Origin of the sequence: Anabaena subtropica FACHB-260, from assembly GCF_014697105.1 — a bacterium.
Classification (GTDB): Bacteria; Cyanobacteriota; Cyanobacteriia; order Cyanobacteriales; family Nostocaceae; genus Trichormus; species Trichormus subtropicus.
The window spans coordinates 64181-83475 of record NZ_JACJRF010000019.1; the positions used below are offsets into that span (position 1 = coordinate 64181).

At 40.4% G+C, this 19295-nt stretch carries 14 protein-coding genes; 10 read left to right on the plus strand and 4 right to left on the minus strand.

The window, feature by feature from the left end:
• Positions 1-129 precede the first annotated feature (129 nt).
• The 5 genes from H6G18_RS12955 (at position 130) to H6G18_RS12975 (ending at position 6824) form a co-directional block, all read left to right on the plus strand.
• Positions 130-1230, plus strand: a complete 1101-nt coding sequence (locus tag H6G18_RS12955) for a reverse transcriptase domain-containing protein (RefSeq protein WP_190407512.1) — start codon at positions 130-132, stop codon at positions 1228-1230.
• A gap of 479 nt (positions 1231-1709) precedes the next feature.
• Positions 1710-2366, plus strand: a complete 657-nt coding sequence (locus H6G18_RS12960) for a Nif11-like leader peptide family natural product precursor (RefSeq protein WP_190407513.1) — start codon at positions 1710-1712, stop codon at positions 2364-2366.
• Positions 2367-2622: 256 nt separating this feature from the next.
• Positions 2623-4134: an AAA family ATPase gene (locus H6G18_RS12965; protein WP_190407514.1), complete on the plus strand. Its 1512-nt coding sequence runs from the start codon at positions 2623-2625 to the stop codon at positions 4132-4134.
• Between the two features lie 126 nt (positions 4135-4260).
• Positions 4261-4752: an SH3 domain-containing protein gene (locus H6G18_RS12970; RefSeq protein ID WP_190407515.1), complete on the plus strand. Its 492-nt coding sequence runs from the start codon at positions 4261-4263 to the stop codon at positions 4750-4752.
• Between the two features lie 545 nt (positions 4753-5297).
• The gene (locus H6G18_RS12975) at positions 5298-6824 is read left to right on the plus strand and encodes a peptidoglycan-binding domain-containing protein (protein WP_190407516.1); all 1527 of its coding nucleotides are present in this window, start codon (positions 5298-5300) and stop codon (positions 6822-6824) included.
• Positions 6825-6864: 40 nt separating this feature from the next.
• On the opposite strand, the gene sbcC is transcribed toward H6G18_RS12975, so the two are convergent.
• A complete protein-coding gene (gene sbcC, locus H6G18_RS12980) occupies positions 6865-9891 on the minus strand; it encodes an exonuclease subunit SbcC (RefSeq protein WP_190407517.1) in 3027 nt (1008 codons plus the stop codon).
• 523 nt (positions 9892-10414) lie between these two features.
• Between sbcC and H6G18_RS12985 the strand changes: the two genes are divergently transcribed.
• The gene (locus tag H6G18_RS12985; protein ID WP_190407545.1) at positions 10415-11110 is read left to right on the plus strand and encodes a conjugal transfer protein TrbI; all 696 of its coding nucleotides are present in this window, start codon (positions 10415-10417) and stop codon (positions 11108-11110) included.
• Between the two features lie 553 nt (positions 11111-11663).
• Entirely contained in the window at positions 11664-12908 is a 1245-nt protein-coding gene (locus H6G18_RS12990; protein ID WP_190407518.1) for an S-layer homology domain-containing protein, read from the plus strand.
• 7 nt (positions 12909-12915) lie between these two features.
• Here H6G18_RS12990 and H6G18_RS12995 read toward each other — a convergent pair whose 3' ends face one another.
• A complete protein-coding gene (locus tag H6G18_RS12995) occupies positions 12916-14337 on the minus strand; it encodes a GAF domain-containing sensor histidine kinase (protein WP_190407519.1) in 1422 nt (473 codons plus the stop codon).
• A 280-nt stretch (positions 14338-14617) separates the two neighbouring features.
• Between H6G18_RS12995 and H6G18_RS13000 the strand changes: the two genes are divergently transcribed.
• Positions 14618-14935 (plus strand): DUF3155 domain-containing protein, encoded by a 318-nt coding sequence (locus H6G18_RS13000; protein ID WP_190407520.1) that lies wholly within the window; start codon positions 14618-14620, stop codon positions 14933-14935.
• A gap of 624 nt (positions 14936-15559) precedes the next feature.
• Here the strand turns inward: H6G18_RS13000 and H6G18_RS13005 are convergent.
• Positions 15560-16090: a cofactor assembly of complex C subunit B gene (locus tag H6G18_RS13005; RefSeq protein WP_190407521.1), complete on the minus strand. Its 531-nt coding sequence runs from the start codon at positions 16088-16090 to the stop codon at positions 15560-15562.
• A 53-nt stretch (positions 16091-16143) separates the two neighbouring features.
• Entirely contained in the window at positions 16144-16491 is a 348-nt protein-coding gene (locus H6G18_RS13010) for a PadR family transcriptional regulator (protein ID WP_190407522.1), read from the minus strand.
• A gap of 704 nt (positions 16492-17195) precedes the next feature.
• On the opposite strand from H6G18_RS13010, the gene H6G18_RS13015 reads away from it, so the two are divergent.
• Together H6G18_RS13015 and serS are read left to right on the plus strand one after the other, a co-directional pair.
• Complete coding sequence (locus H6G18_RS13015) at positions 17196-17774, plus strand: DUF3611 family protein (RefSeq protein ID WP_190407523.1); 579 nt, start codon at positions 17196-17198, stop codon at positions 17772-17774.
• Between the two features lie 101 nt (positions 17775-17875).
• The gene (gene serS / locus H6G18_RS13020) at positions 17876-19156 is read left to right on the plus strand and encodes a serine--tRNA ligase (protein ID WP_190407524.1); all 1281 of its coding nucleotides are present in this window, start codon (positions 17876-17878) and stop codon (positions 19154-19156) included.
• Positions 19157-19295 lie beyond the last annotated feature (139 nt).

Below are 19295 nucleotides of genomic sequence, written 5' to 3' on the forward strand. Positions count from 1 at the left end.
TTGACGATACTGCAACGGTGTATTTTTATGTTAGCTTTACGCAGTCAGGAGAGCTATGGCAATGCTGACTTAATGCTTTAAGCGTGAATGCTCAAAGTAGGTATTTTTAAGCGAAGTTAGCAACCTATTGTGAAAAAGAATATATCTCTTTCTCCATTACTTTATGATAGTTGTGAGGATTTATCCAGTAAATTCCTACAATTAAAATCCCCCAGAGATGTTGCTAGACTACTGCAAATTCCATATAATTACTTAATTTACGCTATTTACAGAAAAGATGAAAGTTTAAGATATAGAACTTTCAATATACCTAAGAAATCTGGTGATTATAGAGTAATTAGCTCTCCTCATAAATCATTAGCAATTATTCAGAGGAAACTCAGTCAGATTTTATATGCTGTTTATAAACCTAGACCCTCAATTCATGGGTTTGCGGCTAAAAGAAGCATAATTACTAATGCTCAAGCTCACACTAAAAAAAAATTTATTCTCAATATAGATATTAAAGATTTTTTTGATTCGATAAATTTCGGTCGAGTTAGAGGTCTTTTTATGGCCAAACCTTATGAACTTAACGAAAAAGTAGCAACTATATTAGCTCAAATTTGTTGTTTTAATAATAAATTGCCTCAAGGAGCGCCAAGCTCGCCAATTATTTCAAATCTCATTTGTTCAAAAATGGATAGTGAACTCCAGAGATTTGCTAAAGAATATAGTTTATTTTATACAAGATATGCTGATGACTTAACCTTGTCTCTAACTAGAGATGAGTTACCTTCAGAATTAGTTGCTTCATATAAAAAGGGATTCTCTCAAGTAGTTATAGGAAATGAGGTGCGGTCAATCATAGAGCAGAATGGATTTCAAATAAATAATTCAAAAGTGAGATTAGCTCATAGAACACAAAGGCAGGAAGTTACAGGTTTGATTGTTAATAAAAATGTTAACGTTAATCGTAAGTATATACGTAACATATTTGGCACTCTTCATGCTTGGGAGAAATATGGTTTAGAAGAATCTGTAAAAACTTATATATCTAAATACGCAAAGCAACCAATTTTATCCCAAAAAGATGTCCCAACTTTTTTAGATTCTTTACGTGGAAAAATCGAATTTGTCGGTAGTGTCAGGGGTAAAGAAGATCCTATTTATCAAAAGTTACTGAGTATTTTTCATGGATTAAAAAACAAAGAAATTGATAACGCAATTGTAGTAGATTCAGAAAATTAGTAGTTAAGTAAATCATTTCAGGAGAAAAGCGATCGCTTTTACTACCTCCGCGATTTACCAATAAACTAAAATTAGCACCGCATATTAATTTTACTTTTGTATCTCTGTGGTTAATTTTCAACTACAGAGATACTCTGTGTCTACAGATAAATCATAGTTAAAAATTAGCGATCGCCTCTATCACCTCCACAATTTACCAATAAAGTTTTATTTAAAAAATACTAAATAAGTTGTATAAATATTGCGATATATTTTTATATTATTACCTTTTTTAACAATAAGAAATTAGCGATCGCCAATGAAATCACTTCAGTATATTTTTAATTAGCTATATTTCTTACATCTAAAAAATACTTGTACCCTGTGTGATTTCATTTACAAATTAAATTTTATAAATACTGTCGAATATACACGTTTGTAATTACTACACTGATGCTTAATAATACTTCTACAAATACAAAAACGAGGAAATATAAAGTATGTATTATCAAATATGGAATTTTTTCTTGAAAGAAGACCAATATATTTTCTGGAAAAAAGAAATAAATATTTACAATGATTTTAATAAATTAACATGGCAGAAAGTTATTGATTTTTTTGCATTTGTAGAGCAAAACTTTTTCTTAAAAAATCAATTAGGAGAAGTTGATAACCTGGGACGGTTTATTGATTTAGCTGGAGATAATGGATATTGCTTAAAACCAGAAGAACTGGCTTGGTTCCTCATTACCAGAAAACAGATTTGGAATTTATTTGATTTAGCCCAAAAAACACCATTGCTAAAAGATCAATTATTATCAGCAAAAAATCCGCAACATTTCACCAAAATCGCTGCTGATTATGGCTATTACTTTTCTATAGATGAGTTAGCTTGGTTATTAACTGAAATTAAATCATCTCCTGAGCTAGTATCCATTAACAATAGCGTTGGGGAAATTTTAACTGTATCCAACTACGGTAAAATCGAAATAGGATATTGGATTTGGTTGGCAGAAGAGTGGGGAATTGTACCGCCATTTTGCCATAGAGTCCAACCAGGGACTTTCTTATCCCAATATGTCGATAATCCTTTTTTACCCGATCGCTGTTTTTTACCCAAGAGCTACTTTAAACAACATCTCGTCATTAGTCATTAGTCAATCAACTGTAGATTTTAAATTTTGGATTTTGGATTGTCCCTGGCTACTAGGATAAGGGGCTTGGAGATTTTAAATTTTGGATTTGTTCCGCCTACCAGGGGCAGAGCATGAACCTAAATAATCTAAAATCTAAAATTGGCACACTAAACTGTTCTCCCTCGTCAAAATAAAGCGATCGCATGATTCAGATGGGATTTTGGTTAAAGAAAGTTGTACATTGCCATCAAGAGCAATTAACCACTAAACCCTAGATATGAACTTCCGTGACGAGTTTAAACTGCTACTGCGAGCGCGTTATCCTTTAATTTACATCCCTACCTACGAAGAAGAACGGGTAGAAACTGCCATCCGCGAAGAAGCAGCCAATCAAGGTAATCGCCCAGTGTATACTTGGGATTTTGTCGATGGATACCAAGGAAACCCCAATGATGTGGGATTTGGGCGACGTAATCCCCTGCAAGCTTTAGAATTTTTAGAGAAGTTACCAGCATCAGCACCAGCAGTCATAATTTTGCGAGACTATCATCGATTTTTAGATGATGTAGCGATCGCTCGCAAACTCCGCAATCTGTCCAGACTGCTCAAGTCCCAACCGAAAAATATTGTCTTATTATCGCCACGCATCGCTATTCCCGACGATTTAACGGAAATTTTAACAGTTGTTGAGTTTCCCCTACCTAATGCCCCAGAAATTAAAATAGAAATTGAACGTTTACTGCAAGCCACTGGTAATTCTCTTTCTGGGAAAGTTACAGATGACTTAGTACGTTCTTGTCAAGGACTATCAATGGAAAGGATTCGACGGGTTTTAGCCAAGGCGATCGCTACCCACGGAGAATTGCAACCAGAAGACGTAGATTTAGTTTTGGAAGAAAAGCGCCAAACTATCCGCCAAACCCAAATCCTGGACTTTTATCCAGCCACTGAGCAGATTTCTGATATAGGAGGACTAGATAACCTCAAAGATTGGCTACTGCGCCGTGGTGGTTCATTTAGCGATCGCGCCCGCCAGTATGGATTACCCCATCCACGGGGTTTATTATTGGTAGGGATTCAAGGCACTGGTAAATCCTTAACCGCAAAAGCGATCGCTCATCATTGGCATTTACCCCTACTGCGCCTAGATGTAGGACGATTATTTGGGGGTTTGGTGGGTGAATCAGAATCCCGCACCAGGCAAATGATTCAAGTAGCAGAAGCCCTCGCTCCCTGCATTCTGTGGATTGATGAAATCGATAAAGCTTTTTCAGGACTGGGTAGTAAAGGTGATGCGGGTACTACTAGCCGCGTCTTTGGCACATTTATTACTTGGCTAGCAGAAAAAACTTCCCCAGTGTTCGTTGTCGCCACCGCCAACAACATCCAAGCCTTACCCCCAGAAATGCTACGGAAAGGCAGGTTTGATGAAATCTTCTTTGTCGGTTTACCTAGTCAAGAAGAGAGAAAAGCCATTTTTAATGTTCATTTATCCCGACTGCGCCCCCACAATTTGAAAAATTATGACATCGAACGATTAGCTTATGAAACACCAGATTTTTCGGGCGCAGAAATTGAGCAAACTTTAATTGAGGCGATGCACATTGGTTTTAGTCAAAATCGAGATTTTACTACCGACGATGTTTTAGAAGCTGCTAGTCAAATTATCCCCTTGGCACGCACAGCTGTAGAACAAATTCAAGAACTACAAGAATGGGCCGCAGCCGGAAGAGCGCGTCTAGCCTCAAAACAAAGCCCGTTGAGTGACACCTTCGGTAAGCTACGCTAACATCTTCAGCGTCAGTTGCCATAATTAATTAGTTCAAAGTCAATAGTCTAGAGTCAAAAACTATTGACTGTTGACCATTGACCATTGACCATTGACTATTGACTATTGGTAATGAGGTTTTAAATTATGTTTTCTGGCATACTCAAATTCATATTGGGAATATTCTTAGCGATCGCAGTTTTATTAGGTAGTGGTGTTGCTGTAGCACTCTATTTCATGAACAGAACCGCCATACCCCCTACCAAGCCTATTTATGCTAATGATAGTCCTGCACTCAAAGATCCGAATATCAAACAGACTAAGGCAGAACCCACCCCTACATCTCCAGCTAAACCTGAAACTTCTCCTACTCCGACTCCCACACCTTCTGCATCCCCTACAGAAACAGCAGAGCCATTGCCACCAGGCACTTACAGAGGACGTATTACTTGGCCTCAAGGCGTAAGCTTGCGATCTGAACCGACTCAAGATTCTCAACGTGTAGGTGGGGCTGGTTTTAACGAGAACATTATTGTCTTAGAAGAAAACCAGGATAAAGTTTGGATAAAGATTCGCGTTGAAAGTACCAAACTAGAGGGTTGGACAAAAATAGGGAATATTCAACGAGTTGATGAATAAAACTTAACTCAAACTTAAATGTTTTTACCAAGAATCAGGGTAACTCTGTCTGGAAAAATTTTCTACGCCGGGAAACTCGGCTTTCCTTCTCTACAAGCGGCTTTGCCCTAAGCGTAGCTATGCCGCAGGCTTTACGGAACACTTATGCGTAACTTGCTTCCACGGAGTGGTACGAGGAACTTTTCGCTGCGTTTACCTTAGCGTTTCTCTGGATTGCAAAACTTTACGAAGTAAATAGAGGTTTTGAGTTGGAATCCAGTTTTTTTACTCAAAGAGATGTTTTTGAGTAACGCCACATCTACTTAAGATTGGAAACATTACATTAAGTTCGCCTTAAATACTGAGGAAGTAGTATATTTTTCTCTAGTAAATAGGTGCAGACATAGTAAATATCTGTACAATTGAATCAATGGTGGTATATTAATTTTATATATTATTAAGTAACTTTGCTGAATTACCGGAAAATAATCTGATCGTTGTGATTTTAATCCTTGCAATAACCCTGATCAGGGAATTCTTCTACCACCAAAAAATGCAGGTCATCTATGGACACTATCAGTTATTCTCATCTTGCTTCAGTTTATGAGGCATCTGAAAATATAGAAATAATTCCCATAAGCCTTAATCTGAAATTTTGGCAATCCTCGAAGCTGTCTAGCAGTGCAGCCATGAGGCTTTTATCTGTAGCACTGACTATAAGTATTTTGGGTGTAGCTGGAGAAGCTTTAGCATTGCAAAAAGTCGGCAGTAATGGCCCAGAAGTTGCCAATATCCAGAAGTGTTTAAAACAGTTAGGATTTTTTAATGGCCCTGTCAACGGCAGGTTTGCTAGCATCACCCAAAGCGCAGTGATTGGATTTCAAAGAGCCAATAGACTCACTGCTGATGGCATTGTTGGTAGTAGTACACAATCAGCTTTACAAAGAGCGTGCCGTGGTGGAACTGCTGGGAATAATACTGGTGGTGACTTGCGGTTAGGTAGTAGAGGATCAGCCGTGTCCCAACTACAACAGAACTTGCGACGTTTGGGTCACTTTAACGGCCCCAACACTGGCTATTTCGGTTCAGCAACTCAGCAAGCAGTCATCAAATTTCAACGCGCTAATCGCATAGCTGCTGACGGTATTGTTGGTAGTCAGACTGCACAAGCTATCAGAAATGCTACTACTGGTAACGTAGGTGGTGAATATCCTGTACTTTCCGAAGGTAGTACAGGCCCGGCTGTCACTAGACTGCAACAGCGTTTACGCCAGTTGGGTTATTTCAATGCCAATCCCACGGGAAATTTTCGGGGTATCACCAGAGACGCAGTAATTGCCTTTCAACGTAATGCTGGTTTACCAGTTACCGGAGTTGTCAACGTCCAAACTTGGAACGCTTTAGATGGTGTTTCTCAAGCCCCCAATAGACCAGGTTTATCGACTCAACAGGTAAGAGATTTACAGCAACGTCTAAGGGATTTGGGTTACTTTAATAGCAATCCCACCGGCACAATTGGTGCGATGACGAGGGATGCAATTATCAGATTTCAGCGAGACTATAGACTTACAGCCGATGGCATTGCTGATTTACAAATCTTACAGGCGGTCAGCAGAGTTTGGGAAGAAAGATATGCTAATCAGCCCAATAGAGATTTACTGACTGTAGGCGATCGCGGTAACAATGTCAGAGCAGTCCAACAACGTTTGTCGGAGTTCGGCTTGTTTAATGGCAGTCTAGATGGTTATTTTGATGACTATACTAGAGCATCTGTAGTGGCATTCCAGCAACGCCAACAACTTAATCCCACAGGTAACGTAGATTGGCAAACTTGGCAAGCACTGAACTTAAACGGCTCTCCTATAGGGAATATTCCTACCACTCCTGGCAATAATCGCTATGTAGTCGTAGTGCCAATCAGTAATGGTGGTACTCTCAACCAAGTGCGCCGTTATGTTCCCAATGCTTTCACGGCTAGCTCTAATTTAGGAACTTTTGTGAATGCGGGAAGTTTTAGCGATCGCGCAGCCGCAGAACAAATGTCTAGGATGTTACGCTCTAATGGTTTAGATGCGAGAGTGCAGTATTTTTAATTAGGGTCTGCGTTCCCTGTTCCCTATTCCCATAACATAGCTAAGTTAACAACCTGATTCTTGAACCCTGTTGAGTCTTATCTACCTCGATTCTGGCTTGAAAAGCTTCCTTGAGATGGGGCATATGGGTAACAGTGAGGATGCAGGCGAAGTCGTTAGCGATCGCATTAATTGCCGCAATTAGGCGATCGCATCCTTCAGCATCTTGTGTCCCAAAACCTTCATCCACAATCAATAGTTGTAATGCAGCCCCGGCTCTTTGTGCTAATAGTTTTGCTAAGGCTAAACGAATCGCAAAGTTAATTCTAAATGCTTCGCCACCAGAGTAGGTTTCATAAGCTCTTGTACCTCTGGCATCGGCAATGAGAATATCTAAGGTATCAATGAGTTTGGCATTTTTCTTAGTAGATTTACTACCCTTCCCTGCTCTTTGGGTAATAAATTGTACGTGTAATTGATTCGCACTCAATCTTGATAAGAGTTGATTTGTCTCAGCTTCCAGTTGGGGTAACACATTCTCAATCATCAAAGCTTGGATACCATTTTTACCAAAAGCCTGTGCTAATTCCTGATATACCCGATGTTGGCGCTTGCAAGTTTGGTATTGTTGCTGCTGCTCCTCATACTGAGTTTGCAGTGTTTCTAACTGATGCACCAACTGTTCTAAACGTCCTAACTGGGCAATGCTTTCGTCTAATTGTCGTCGTCTAGTTGCTAATTGCTGTTCTAAAGCTTGAATTTGCTCAATGGGGTTAGCGGCTTGGGCTAACTGCTGCACAAGACTGTCAATTTGGGTGGCGAGTTGTTGCCGTTCCTGCAATCTCGTCAGTTTAGACGCTTCCAAATCTTGCAACCTGCTCTGGAGTTGGGGATACTGTTGCTGGGCTGACAAAAGCTGCTGGTAACGCAATTGCCAAGATTGAGCTTGACGCACAGCTAGACGCAGGTTGTTATGCTGCTCAGAACTATAGTCTATTTCTGTAATTTGCTGCTCAAGGGTAGCGATTTGTTTAGCACATTCCGAATCAGTTTGATCTTGCTGGATTCTGGTTTCTATTTGAGCAATTTGGGCTTGTAATTCTGGTTTGCGGGCTGCTAATGTAGCTAGGCGTTTGGTAGCATCTTTGATTTGCCCTTGCTTAATTTCTGCCCATCGCCACCTTTCCACCTCACTCCGAGCGAGGGCGTGGTTCTGCTCATTGTAATTTAATTGTTGCAGATGCTGTTCTAATTGTCGCAGTTGTGATTGTTGCTCAAGGGCATACTCACCAGCTTGCAGCGATCGCTCTAAGTGTTGTTTTTCAGATGCTAATTGTTGTAACTGTTCCTCTGCATCGCTGGTAGATTGCAGTTGAGCAGCTAATTGTCCTCTCTGCTCCCTTAAAGTATCATAAGCGTTTAATTTTTGGGCTATTTCCCGATATTCTTGCCTCAATACCTGAATTTCTCGATCTGATACCGCCATCTGCTCACGAAACACCCATAACTGCCCCTCAGTCTCTTTATATTCATCTTTAGTTTTATCTACTACCCGATTCCAATGATGCTCATCTAAAGGACGTTCACACAAGGGACAGATAGCATCAGGGTTGCGGAGCATTTGCAATTTCTGCTCCATTTCTCCCAATAATCTTTCATATTCCCGTTGTTGGGCTTGCAACCGTTCAATAAAATGCCTTCTTTCATGGCCTTTTTCCTGAACACGTTGCAAATAAACCCGATCTTTCTCCATTTGATCAATTTGTAGCGCCACTTCCATGACTGCTTGTTGCAGTTGTGGTTGGCGTTGGGAAGCCCTTTGTAGTTGGTTTTCGGTAGCTTGTAGTTGTTCTAACCTAGCAACTAACCCCGCATGAACCCGATCTAAATAACTTTGCAAAGTTTGGCGCTGTTGCAACAAAGGTGAAACCTGCATTTGCAATTCATCAAGATGAGCCAGATGGCGACGAGCTGCGGTTAATTGGACTAATGCGGCTTCTATTTCTCCTGATTTACTGAGAGTGTGTTGAATTTCCTGTTCTTGCTGTTTTAAAGCTTCTAGTTGTCCTTGGACTTGTTGGAGTTGTCTTTCGAGTTCATGAATTTGTTTAGTTAATTGTTGTTGCTTTTGTTGACGTAGAGATGTGGCGCGGGTGTGTTGATCAAATTTGACAGCATAAGCTTCTTCTTGAGATTGCAGACTTTGATATTGACTGTAACCGTTTTTAATCTCTGCTTCTCGATGTAAGATAGTTTCTAGCTCTGTTAGCTGGGTTTTGACAACTGATTGCTCTTGTTGGAGGCGATCGCAGTCTTGGGTAAGATTTTGGTATTGTTGCCTAACAAAATTTAGTTGCTGTTCGCTATTTTGTCTTTGGTGCTGAATAACCTGTAGATTCTGCAACTGAATTGTCTCAACAGCCTGCAATTGTTGTAGTTGGTTAATTTCTGCTTCTAAGAGGGCGCGTTGGGTTTGAGTATTTTCCCGTTGTTGTAGCTGCGTTTTAATCGATTCTAAAGAACGTTCTAATTCTTCCGCCCTAGCTTTGAATTGACGTGATGACTCTTTGGCTCGTTCTTCCAATTCATCATATTGATTGAGTTTCAACAACTCCGCCAAAATTTCCTTACGTTCACTGGGACGTTTGAGCATAAATTCATCTGCTCGCCCCTGACGCAAGTAAGCAGAGTTGATAAAAGTATCGTAATCAAGCTTGATGTGTTCTAAAATTAAATCTTGAGTCGCTTTGATACCTTTACCAGTAATTGCCCGAAATCCGGAAGGTGTTTCGATTTGAAATTCCAGAATGCCAGATGCACCCCGGACTCTACTACGAATTACACGATATCTTTGCTGATTATTTTGAAAAGTAAAATCGACTCTAACTTCTTTCTCACCAGAATTAATCACATCATCTTCCACCGCAGCACGACTTTCACCCCACAGCGCCCATGTAATGGCTTCGAGTAGAGACGATTTACCTGCTCCATTAGAACCACAAATACAAGCCGTATGCAAACCCCGAAAATCTAACGTTGCATCACGGTAACTCAGAAAGTTTTTGAGGACAAGTTGTACTGGAATCATTGAGGCTATAGCGCCACATCTACATTATTTTATTAACTAACAGTACAGATGCACTCTTGTTAGTTTAACTAGGTAAATATCAGGTTTCTAGTTTTAAAGTCTGTAATTTTACAAAAATTAACAATTTTCTAAATCAGTCTTTCTTATTTGGCAAAATATTTTTCTCATCTACAGAAAAAATAGAAATATCCCAAAGCCAAAATTGACATGATCAATTCACCACTCATAACTCAATACGGTTCAGTTAAGAATAAAATCAATTACTGCCAATACAGCAGATAGACTTTTTTGGAGGGGGTTTGGGGGACGCAACCGTCCCCCAATAGGGGGCTTGGGGGAGAATCCCCCAAATCTTGGTTCTCCACAAATTGATTGACTAATCACGTTAACTGAACCGTATTGACTCATAACTCACTACTCATTTCTTGCGGAATATGCCCAGAGAAAGGTTTAAATACAGTAAGAAACAATCTCCGTAAAGCATCGTCAAGAAATACATAATCGCTGAAAACCCAAAACTATGATGACTCGCTTGAATCACTGGAAATCTGGAGCCGCCGCACTCATGGCCTTGACAGTCACCACAGGTACTGTCGCCCCCATGATTATTTTTGCACCCACGGCCAATGCTCAACTTCTCAATCAAAACCGTAGAGTTTCTATCCCTGCTGGGGTGACTTTCCCTGTTACCCACGATAAAGATCAAGTAGTTGTGGGTCCTGGAGAAACTACATCTTTAACCGTGAGAATAGCTAACAATATTATCGATAACAATAGAAACGTTTTGATTCCAGCAGGAACCGAAGTTGTCGGACGACTAGAACCAGTATATTTCAACGGCAATTTTTCCAGAGACAGAAACGACCAAAGTAATGTCAGGGGTGTTAGGTTTGTAGCACAAGAATTAATCTACTCTTCTGGTAATCGACAGTCAATTAATGCTAGTTCTCAAACCATTACTAGACTAGAAAAAATTAGCAGAAATAACTCTAGTAGAATATTAACCGATGCTGCTATTGGTGCAGGTGCAGCTACAGCAATTTCTCTAATTACAGGTAATCGTAGAATAGAAATTCTAGAGCCTGTAGGTGGTGCAGCAGCCGGTGCTTTAGCTAGTGTATTACTACGCAGACAAGAAGCAGAAGTATTTGTGATTCGACCACAACAAGATTTGCGACTAGCTCTTAATTCTAACTTGGTAGTGGATACTTTCCGTTAATCATCTCTACTAAGATTAAACTGTGAATTTAATTATCCCTATTTGCGCGATCGCCACTCAAACTATTTGTAGGCGATCGCTTAATTTTTATCTAGCAAAATTCATATTTCAGGTAACTATTTTAATCCATTCACGTCTTCATTCATATCTATAGAACTCATATTTGATTTTTGAACAGATAAATAGTCCAGTAGGGTGTGTTAGCGACAGCGTAACGCACCTTCCTTCCCTAAAGCCTTCGGTGTGTTAAGGTTTACGCCTAACACAACGGCAATATTGCAGGAGGAAAATCTACACTGCAATTTGCCTCCCCTACCTCTACTGAGATTGTTTCATAAATCAAATCGGATTCCTATATCTATATGTGAATAATCTTCTTATCAGTAATAGCACTATTACTTAAATTATAATACCTGTGATATAGCCATTATTTATAATTTACTCTACTAATAAAAACGTTCATAACTACAGATAAAAAAGGAACTTTTAATTTAATAAATGGTCTAGGTAATTAACAAAGAAAAACAAATAATTGTTGAGGCGAATAAAGTATATGTTTAATTTAAATCGTTGGCAATCTGGCACATCTGCACTCATGGCTTTGAGTGTCACCGCAGGAACTGTAGCCCCTTTCTTAGTAGCTTCTCCATCTTTAGCTCAAACTACTTTTTATGATGTTTCCTCAAATTATTGGGCTGCACAGTTTATTCAACAATTGTCACAGCGAGGTGTAATAGCAGGTTTCCCTGATGGTTCATTCCGTCCAGAGGAACCAGTAACCCGCGCTCAATTTGCTGCAATGGTCAACAAAGCTTTCCAAAAAACACCACAACGGCAAGCCATCGGATTTGTTGATGTGCCAAGTAACTATTGGGCATCCAGCGCCATTCAGCAAGCCTATACCATCGGGTTCCTCTCAGGATACCCAGGCAATCGTTTTGAGCCTAATCAAGCCATTCCTCGCCAGCAAGTATTAGTTTCCCTTGCCAATGGTCTGCAATATACTCCCGGTAGTAATGTTGAAAGTACTCTGCAATACTTCAATGACTCTGCTAATATTGCTGGTTATGCTCGTAGCCCCATCGCCGCAGCTACAGAGCAAAGAATTGTGGTGAACTACCCCAATGTCAACTTCTTAAATCCCACAGCAACAGCCACGCGCGCACAGGTAGCAGCTTTCATCTACCAAGCCCTAGTTAGTTCTAACCAAGCCTCAGCAATCAGCTCACCCTATATTGTTGCGACTCAACCTAACACGCCCAGATTACCCGTAGCTGTCACCATCCCTCAAGGAACTACAATCCCGGTCAAATATGACCAGGCTGAGAAAATTCTAGTAACCAAGGATGAAACAGCACCCCTGACATTGACAGTAGATCAAAATGTAGTTACTCAACAAGGTGCTGTAGTTATTCCGGCTGGTAGTCGAGTAATTGGTCAACTCAGACCAGCTCAAGGTGGTTCACAATTCGTTGCTCAAAAGCTAGTTTTAACCACTGGTGAAGAGTACGAACTCAATGCGACTTCTGAAGTAATTAGCAAAACAGAAACCGTGCGAAAGGGTACTAGTACGGGTACAATTCTCAGAAATACTGTGTTAGGTGCGGGCGCGGCGGCGGCGGTTTCTGCTGTCACAGGCGATCGCGCGATCGCTACAGAAGAAGTCTTAGGCGGTGCAGCGATCGGTGGATTAATCGGCCTGTTCTTCGGTAGAAATAGTGTGGACTTAATCGCCATTGACCCAGACACCGATTTACAAATGACAATTAATCAAAACCTACTGGTTTCCCAGAGATAGTCAACTACTATTGACTAATTGGCAACCAAATAATAAACGTCGTTCCTGGTGCATTAGGCGAAGTTAATTTAGAGTTAATTGCTGGACTGAAAATTTCTATTTCGCCTTGCATTTGCTCAATTAATTGTTTAGCGATCGCTAACCCTAAGCCTGTACCAGGAATTTTTGTTTGAGCTTGCACGCCTCGGTAATGTCTTTCGCCCAGATGAGCTAAATCTTCTGGAGGAATGCCAGGGCCATTGTCACTAATAGCAATGCCTTGAAAATTCACTTTTTCTTGTCCTACTTGAATATAAATCTTGCCACCTGTGGGAGTATATTTTAAAGCATTATCAATGATATTGCTTAGTACCTCTTGCAAGGCTTTCATATTTACCTTTACTAAGGGTAAATCTTGAGGAATATCTGCTTTCAGCTTAATATTTTTCTCTTGGGCAATTGCTTTTGCTGACATTAACAATGGTGTTAATAAATCAGCTACATAACAATCAGTTACTTGCTCCCCTGTTCCAGGTAATAATAAGGCAGGCTTTGCTTCTTTGTGGACAGTTGCTTCTACAAAGTCTTCATTTTCTGGTAGTAAAAGCGTAGCTAAATCTGCCTCTGTCCAATCAATAACTTGTTCAAATTTTTGCAACAATTCTTTGAGGCGATCGCTCTCTCTGACAATATTCTCCCCTACGTTCCGATTTGGATCACCTGAACGCAATCTTTTCAATAGCAGTTTACCAAAAGTTCGTAAGGCTGTTAACGGATTGCGAAATTGATGCAATAAATTATCTAACAAATCTCGCTGCTGTTCTTGCAGAATTTGTTGTTGATGCAGTTGGTGTTGCAACCATGCCCGACGCTGATCCAAAATACAAGCGATCGCCAGTGTTTGTCCAACTTTCTGCACTTGGCTTTGCTCTTGTTCATTCCACGGGCGATCGTCCCTGCTTGTCACCAATAATCCCATCATCACACCCTCATGAATTAGAGGTAAGACTATTTGGCGTTCATCGAGTAAGTATTCATCTCCAGAAGGCGATGGTGTTCCGCCCACTGTAGGCGATGACCTCTGGTCGGTCGTTCGCGGAGCGTCTGTCTTCGACACACTCCGCGAACGTAGAGAAGACCATCGCTCTGTTTCTGGTGTCTCTTCGACTGGCTCTACTGTCAATAATTGTCCCTGTTGTTGAGGTAGCAACGACTCATCACCCAATTGTAATTGTTGCCGTCCAGTCACCTCAGCAATCTCTTCTCCAGGTAGTATAAATGCCGTCTCTGGGTAAACAACCACAGGAATAAGTTTCGCCTCCCCTGTTGGCGACTCCACCAATTCTTGGGTTAAATAAACTACACTTAAAGAGGCTCCTAGCCCTTGGGTAAGTAGTGCTATTTGCTCTCGACATAGAGCTACAAAATCTGAACTGGCAGACATTAACATTTTTCAGCTCTTACTCAGGATCACGGGATTTGAGAGAAGATAAAAGAAGATACTTTCTTTTCCTCAGTTATTTAATAAAGCTTAACTAAATCTTTTCAGTAATAGTTTTTCCCAAAAAATGATGTACCAATCAGCTTTTGATTTATCTACCGTCAATAGTAATACTTTTCTTGTATCTAAAGTTTAAAAACTATTGATCTTTTGAACTAGAACTTATATAATTACGACGGATTTTGTAGCTATAACTACAATCTATAGCTTGAAAGAGGAGGAAAATAGGTTGGCAAGAAGACGTAAAAGGAAAAGTCGTCGTCGCCAGGAAGGACGACGGATTTTGGAACACGTGCCTCAATATAGCATCGAAAGCGGCGAAGAGAAACCTGTGACAGCAGCCAGGAAATTTATTCAAGCTGAAGGTATCTTGCCACCAGCGTTGCTACTCGTAAAGCGAAACGAACACACTACAGACCGTTATTTTTGGGCAGAGAAAGGGCTGTTTGGCGCTCAATACGTAGAAGAAAATCATTTCTTATTTCCTAGCCTGCGGGTATTAGAATCTCCCGCAGGCACGGAACCAGTGGCAGTAGGCAGTCGCTGATTTATAAATGATTATCTTACGTGTTGAATGCAGCTTCTGACAATCATTTAACTGGCAAAAATGTTCAGTTTATGCAAAATTTCCAATTTTTTTAAGTTTGTAACTGATTTGCCAGTAGAGCTAGTCCAAGTAATTGGAAAGTTAACTCTCAACAGACCAAGTTGGTTTGTATGGGTTGATTTCTGGTCTCATGATGCAGAAGAGAATCAGGATAGAGCAAAAAACACAAAGAAGCGAGAGCTAAACTTTACTTTCCTCCTGTGGATTGTCCAGAAAACTCTGTCAACACATACACTTTTCCCTGCGATTTAAGATCGTAGGGAAAAAGAACACTAGTACAAAAGGCACGGGTAAAAAGCAAAGGGCAAAAAATAGGGTCATATCAATTCAAAATCTTCGCGCAGCGTCTCGTTCGCGTTAGCGTCCCGCAGGAAAGAAAAGAAAGCCCACTATTACAAGGGTTTCTGCTCTTAAATTTGTTGCTGGATTGTAGAGGATTGCTGTGATTTAGTTTTAATTCGGCCGTTTAGTACTAGTGATTCTCCCGATGTTCTATTTAATAAACCTCCATTTGCTAAAAATTTGACGCACAGCCTGCCTCTGCATACTGAATAACAACCTAATTTATTCCATAGGCGTTAAAGATAGTACTTTTTGTAGCTCAGTTAGTTCATCACGGTGAGCAATGACTGTAATTTTATTAAAAGATTGTGGCCCAGTAGTAATAGGTTCTAGCTTAACTAACACCTTTTCTAGTCTTCCGGCTTTTTTCCAATAAAAAAGTCCACTCAACGGCGAAAATAATACCAATCCAAAGAAAATATTACCGAACTTAGGGAACAAAAAAAACAAAACCAAAGACAAACAAACTAGTCCAGCAGATGCTAGCAAGGTAAGGAAAACAGCTAGGAATATGCTGGGTTTCACGAACCCTTCAAAAGTGACTTGGTTTTTTTCCTGGTCTACCTCTGCCACTCGGTAAGACCGAGAAAGGAAATATTTTTGTAATTGTGGCATGAAAACTGCTTCCTCTTGCTCAGACATCAGTTGTGCTGTTTGTGTACGGTCTTTAGTGGATGCCCGAATAAAGAACAACAACCCAACCGCTAGCAACAAGGTGAGTAAAAACGTTGATGGCAGAATAGCAGTATCCATAACTAATTAATTAATGGTTCACAGGAGGAGATTTATTCATTATCAATTATTGTTTAATTTGTCCTCCCATGAATGTAATTGTGCCAAAGCCGAGCTAAGTCTTCCGCTTGATCCTGCCATTCTGAAGAAATTTGATACATTCGCCTCGGGCGACCTCTCCCTTCTAGCTTCTTCCAATACCCAGTAATAGCCCTATTGTCTTCCAGAAATTTGATTGCACTATAGAGTACAGTATCCGAAAGCCGATAGGTTGGGTGTTCAGTTTCTAATTGCTGAATTAATTCAGTTCCGTAGGATTCACCTTGGAGTAAAACATACAGAATGTAACAAATTGCGACTTCCTGGCACAGGTAAGTTGGCGGAGGATTTTCAAAGAATTGATATATATCCTCAAGTTTCATAAGTTAGTTAATGGCTAAAAGTATCCCTTAAGGTGGAAGCTACAGCTTTGTAATCAGTATATGACGCTACATCCAACTGAGTAAGTATATAGCGCTACTTTGACAGAATTTACTAAGTGTAAACAATGAATGATGACCGACACTGTGAACAGTGAAGGACACACACAAAAGTCTTGGGAACGCAAATAATTGCGCCCCTACCTAGCTCTAATTAGTGTGGTGAGGAGCAGTCAAGACAGTAGGTTTGCCACTATCTTGGTGTCAAGTAATGCCGAGCTGGTTTAGAACTGCTGAAACGTAAGATGCTATCGATGAAATTTTACAGGTAAAATGCTTTTTTGTCTGTAATTCTGTAAAAGTTCATAAATAGATGCTTTGGCGTTTATTCAACCAACGCCTTTGAATTACGAGCATAAAATTACTTAATGCAAATTTTACCTATGGACTTAAGTATTGTAGTCAGAAAGTGTTATTTAGGTTGAACCGCCAGTGGTGTGTGTCATAAGTGATGAGAAGTTACGAGTCTTTAGATACCCGATTTTTTAGCAATGTCTGGAATCTAGTAGCCCATCAGTAAATGATTTGCAAAAACTAGCAAATGTTTAGCACGGCATGACAAAAATAAAGGTACTATTTTAGAGCAGCATAGAGCCAATCTTGTGGCTATTTTATGTGCTTTTTATACTAGCCAGTTGGTGAGCAGTATGTCACAAAACCCCGATGCTCAATCATCTTCTTCTAATCTCCGAACAATTGCCCAGACTTTTCGTCTCACAGGCTGGATTAGCTTTTGGATTCAGCTAGTTCTAGGTGTGATTTCTGGCATTATTGTGTTACTTTTTGGCATTTTTAGTCAAAGAGCAGGCAGCCCTAACAATAATCCGGGAACGGGGTTTGGCGTATTTCTAGCAATTTGTGGATTGGTGGTTTTGGGTGGGGGTATTTATTTAGCCTTCCGCTATACAAGAATTGGTAATAAATTGCTATCATCCAACCCCAGTAATCGTCCTCGCAAAGTCGAAACAGTACAAGTATTACGTCTGGGGCTGTGGATTAATTTAGGAGGAACACTGGTGACATTATTGGGGGCGCAGGCGATCGTTGGTACACTAGTTGCCAGATCAATATCTCCCCAAGCCGTAACTACTCAATTATTTGACCCCACCCGCATCATTAGCGGTCTAGATATGTTGGTAGTCCAGGCAAACATCAACACAGTCTCAGCACACTTTTCTGGGCTGGTTGCGTCGCTTTGGCTGTTAAATCGCATTAATAAATCTTAAACTAGATATTTGTATTTGCTTTTCCTGTCATGGCAAGTCAAAATCAGTATATGCTGATGTGTTGGCAAGGAAGATACTAGGCGAAAGACTGAGAAAAATTTGTGCTGGATATTAAGCAAATAAGGGAAAATCCCCAACTAATTCAAGAACGGTTGAATAGTCGCAGTGGTACATATGACATTCAACCCATATTGCAATTGGATAAACAACAACGGGAGTTGGAAGCAAACCGCAGCCAACTCCAAGCCCGGAGTAATGAAATTGGTAAAAGCGTCGGACAGAAGATGAAATCTGGTGTCAATCCTCAAGACCCAGAAATTCAATCTTTACGGGATGAGGGTAACGCGATTAAAGCCCAATTGAGTGAACTAGAACCACGGGAAAAAGAACTCAAGGCGGAAATTGAACAACTTATACTAGCACTTCCTAATTTACCCAGTGATTCCACACCTGTAGGTAAGGGTGAGGAAGAAAACCTAGAGGTAAGGCGTTGGGGTGATGAATATCTACCCCAGAACCCGAATATTCTCCCTCATTGGGAAATTGGCGAAAAGCTAGGTATCCTCAATTTTGAGCGTGCTGTCAAAGTTGCCCAAAGTCGCTTTGTCAACCTGATAGGGGCTGGTGCTGCATTGGAGAGGGCATTAATTAACTTTATGCTGAAGACGCAAACCGCAGCAGGTTATGTAGAAGTTAGTCCACCCTTGCTAGTAAATACTGATTCTTTAACAGGAACTGGTCAATTACCGAAGTTTGCAGAAGAAAGCTTTAAGTGTGCTGATGATGAATTGTGGTTGATTCCCACAGCAGAAGTTCCTGTTACTAACCTTTATCGGGGTGAAATTCTAGCGGCGGAAGATTTACCAATTTATCACTGTGCTTATACTCCCTGTTTTCGTCGGGAAGCGGGAAGTTATGGACGGGATATGCGGGGTTTAATTCGGCTGCATCAATTTAATAAAGTAGAGTTGGTGAAAGTTGTTCATCCCAGCACTTCTTTTGATGAATTAGAAAAATTGGTGGGGAATGCCGAAGCAATTTTACAGGCTTTAAAATTACCTTACCGGGTGATTAATCTTTGTACTGGTGATTTAGGTTTTGGGGCAACGAAAACCTATGATTTAGAAGTATGGCTACCATCTTCTGGTAAATATCGGGAAATTTCCAGTTGTTCTAATTGTTTTGATTTCCAAGCGCGGCGAGCCGATATTCGCTTTAAGGAAGCTGGTAAGAAAGGGACGCAGTTTGTCCATACCCTCAACGGTTCCGGCTTAGCTGTGGGGAGAACTATGGCAGCTATTTTGGAGAATTATCAGCAAACGGATGGGACAATTTTGATACCGGAAGTATTGCAACCTTTCTTAGGACGTGAGGTGTTGTAGCTATGATGCCATTCATTTAGCTTAATACTTTAAGCATCCTAAAACTGGACAGCTTAATAAGGTGCGTTAATAAAATGTAATGCACCTTACAAAACTTACTTATAAAAACGAATTTTTACTGGTTATGGGTAACAAAGGT

What these genes read in the sequence shown, in the direction of transcription:
- H6G18_RS12970 (WP_190407515.1), top strand. Translation starts at nt 4,261, where the DNA reads ATGTTTTCTGGCATACTCAAATTCATATTGGGAATATTCTTAGCGATC.
- H6G18_RS13015 (WP_190407523.1), top strand. Translation starts at nt 17,196, where the DNA reads ATGTCACAAAACCCCGATGCTCAATCATCTTCTTCTAATCTCCGAACA.
- H6G18_RS12985 (WP_190407545.1), top strand. Translation starts at nt 10,415, where the DNA reads ATGACTCGCTTGAATCACTGGAAATCTGGAGCCGCCGCACTCATGGCC.
- H6G18_RS12990 (WP_190407518.1), top strand. Translation starts at nt 11,664, where the DNA reads ATGTTTAATTTAAATCGTTGGCAATCTGGCACATCTGCACTCATGGCT.
- H6G18_RS12995 (WP_190407519.1), bottom strand. Translation starts at nt 14,337, where the DNA reads ATGTTAATGTCTGCCAGTTCAGATTTTGTAGCTCTATGTCGAGAGCAA.
- H6G18_RS12965 (WP_190407514.1), top strand. Translation starts at nt 2,623, where the DNA reads ATGAACTTCCGTGACGAGTTTAAACTGCTACTGCGAGCGCGTTATCCT.
- H6G18_RS13005 (WP_190407521.1), bottom strand. Translation starts at nt 16,090, where the DNA reads ATGGATACTGCTATTCTGCCATCAACGTTTTTACTCACCTTGTTGCTA.
- H6G18_RS12975 (WP_190407516.1), top strand. Translation starts at nt 5,298, where the DNA reads ATGGACACTATCAGTTATTCTCATCTTGCTTCAGTTTATGAGGCATCT.
- sbcC (WP_190407517.1), bottom strand. Translation starts at nt 9,891, where the DNA reads ATGATTCCAGTACAACTTGTCCTCAAAAACTTTCTGAGTTACCGTGAT.
- H6G18_RS13010 (WP_190407522.1), bottom strand. Translation starts at nt 16,491, where the DNA reads ATGAAACTTGAGGATATATATCAATTCTTTGAAAATCCTCCGCCAACT.
- H6G18_RS12960 (WP_190407513.1), top strand. Translation starts at nt 1,710, where the DNA reads ATGTATTATCAAATATGGAATTTTTTCTTGAAAGAAGACCAATATATT.